This window comes from Bacteroidetes bacterium SB0662_bin_6, assembly GCA_009839485.1.
Taxonomy (GTDB): domain Bacteria; phylum Bacteroidota; class Rhodothermia; order Rhodothermales; family VXPQ01; genus VXPQ01.
The window spans coordinates 1-2547 of record VXPQ01000062.1 but is presented as its reverse complement, the minus strand read 5'-3'; the positions used below and the strand labels follow the sequence as shown (position 1 = coordinate 2547).

The 2547-nt window shown below is 58.5% G+C and carries 1 protein-coding gene; it reads right to left on the bottom strand.

Going from position 1 to position 2547, the window contains the following annotated elements; translation table 11 throughout:
* Positions 1 to 107 precede the first annotated feature (107 nt).
* On the bottom strand, positions 108 to 2018 hold the full coding sequence (locus tag F4Y00_11235) for a hypothetical protein (GenBank protein MYE05526.1): 1911 nt from the start codon (positions 2016 to 2018) through the stop codon (positions 108 to 110).
* Positions 2019 to 2547 lie beyond the last annotated feature (529 nt).

The following is a 2547-nucleotide window of genomic DNA, read 5'->3' as shown; positions in this document are numbered from 1 at the left end:
GGGCCCACCCCGGGCTCTCGGGGGGTTATACGTGCCTTTCCCCGCCTTTCCCCCGCCCCAATAAGCGGGGGGGGGGGCCCCGGCCCACCGGGGGGGCGCCGTTCTTGTCAGGGATTGATAGGGGAGCCCTTGACAATAATTTTCCACGGATCGCTGAAGCCTCGCCATCTGTCATCATCGATATTGCGCTTCTGCGCGCGGAAGTTGTAGATTTGCCAGCCATCTGCCAGATCGCTGCTTTCGCCGTCATCCCTCGTGACAGTGAATTCAGCGTCGGCGGGCAGCTGGCCGGACCTGTCCGTTATGACCAGGAAGTAGTTCGTGTCCGGGGAGAGGGTGACATCTCCATCCGCCGGGAAGGTCATGACACCATCTTGCTCGACCGTTGTTGTGCCAAGGGCGCCCGCGCTGTCTCCCGGCATATAGGTATCCCCGTTCATACTGTAGATTCCAGCCTTGATGTCCGTGGCAGCCCGGCCTGTGACGCCTATGCCAACGCTTTCAATGTTGTAGCCGTTGGGGTTGCTGCCGGTAAGGAAACGTTGCGCCACGATTCTTTCCCTGCCACCGGCTTCTTGATTGCTCGTGTTCTCGACCAGTACCGGGGTCGGCGGTCCGAACTCGGTAGAGTCGGCCGAGAGAATCGTGCCTTCTGAAGGAAATTCGGCGCTGGTAAGTGGGCCTTCGGAATTGCCCGCATCGTCCATGAACCGAACCTTGACCTTGAACTTCTTGCCCACGTCGGCGTTGGTCAGCAGGTAATAGGCATCGGTCCCACCGGGAATCTCGCTCTCGTTGCCGCCGTCCACGCGTAGCCACTGATAGGTGTAGCTGGCGTAGTTCCCATCGAGCTCAGCATTGTATTGACCGTTGCTGTCGTAAATCCCGGCCGACGAGGCTGTCAGCCATCTGCCGGACTGCGCAAGCCCGGAAATTGATGGCTGGCCCGTGGCGGGGTAGTTTTCGGTATGCACAATGCCGACGATGCCCCGGACATCCATCTTGATGTTCATGTTCCTTGACTGGCGCCAGTCGCCGTCTGGCTCGTGTTTGTATGCGTAGCCGTCGTGAACGCTCCAGCCGGGCAGCGATTCGGGGTCCTCGGCGTGCGAACCCGTGTTTATTGCATTCAACCAGTGAAGTGAAATGCCAGCGTCGTCAAACCTGGGCTCAATACCGTCATTGACAACCACCCAGTATTGGGTGTTCGGCTGTAGAAGCGCTCCGGGGGGCGCCGTGAACTTGTTGACCGAATTCCATGCAAATGAATCCGGATTGCGCAAGACTGCGATAAGCTCGCCCGGCTCATTCCCGGAGCCGCCTTGATTGAGCGTAACGAGGGGAGGGTGCGTTTCATCCGCGGTTGGCGGCTTGTGGATGTCTATTCCAATAGCGCTTAGCGTGTAGCCTGCAGCGTCAGAGCCGGTCGTGAACTGCTGACCGTAAATGTTATAGACACCGCCGGTCACCGGATGCCAGGCTTGCGGCTGTTGGGAAGTGCCGACCAGGAGCCCGGTCGAAACGCGAAGTGCGCGGCTGGTCCGCGGCCCTTCCCCATAGTTTTCGTCGTCAATGAACCGCACCTTGACCCTGATCTCCTTGTTCGCATCATCGCTGGTGAGCTGGTAGGTTTCCGATTGGGCGTCGACGATATCAGTACGGACTTCACCGTCCTGGCGCACCCACTGATACCTGTAACGGTAGTGGGTCACACCGGCGTCCGCCTTTGTCGTACCCTGCCGGTCGCTGATCGTGCCCTTCCACGCCCTGAGGACAGCGCCCACTTCCCCAACGCCGGTAATCACCGGCCTTCCGGTCGCCGGGAATGGGGGTTCCTGCATCTGTCGCGGCCCCGCGTTGCTGTTGAACAGGTATCCGGCGCCGGACGGTGGCGGCGGCGGATCCCTGGGATTGTCCGGCAAGCCTGAAGCCGCTCCCATGCTCAGCGCTGTCAGCGTGAAAAGACCGACGGCCAGCGCTTGCCGGCCGACCTTTGCAAAAGTTAAGTAGGATTTCATGAAAGTTTTTCCAATAACAGATATTAATACTGTAAATATATACCGGTTTTATCGGGAAGTAAACAGATATTAATATGTATTAAATACATATATCAGGCTCCCGGAATCAAGAACGGATGCGGTAATCGTTTATCTGGCCCCGAGCCGTGTTTGAAGGGTATTCCCCTACTAAGAAAGCGGCGCCCGCTACGACCGTGAGTGCTTTCAAGTGCAAGACTTCCGGGATCCAGTTCGGGTCAGGATTGTCCTCCCGCCGCTTGCCGGTCGGGAGATTGGGTCCGGGATAGAGTCGGGATGAAACCGCAGCCGTTAAACGACTGAGCGCGTGTGGGAGGCGCTGTTGAAAGTCGATCCGCTTGCGGCAGTGGTCCGGGTCACGCTCTTTGCGTTGGTCGCGTGCCGGTTGAAGGAGTGGAAAAAGCTGTGCTGGGAAAAGCAAGGTCCGTTCCTCCACACCCGCCCACCCGGAGGAGGCCCCGGACTGTTTACCCGACCCGGCCAGAATTTCGGATTGATACATTTTTAACAA

Coding starts and splice junctions, on each gene's coding strand:
- F4Y00_11235 (MYE05526.1), bottom strand. CDS start 2,018: ATGAAATCCTACTTAACTTTTGCAAAGGTCGGCCGGCAAGCGCTGGCC.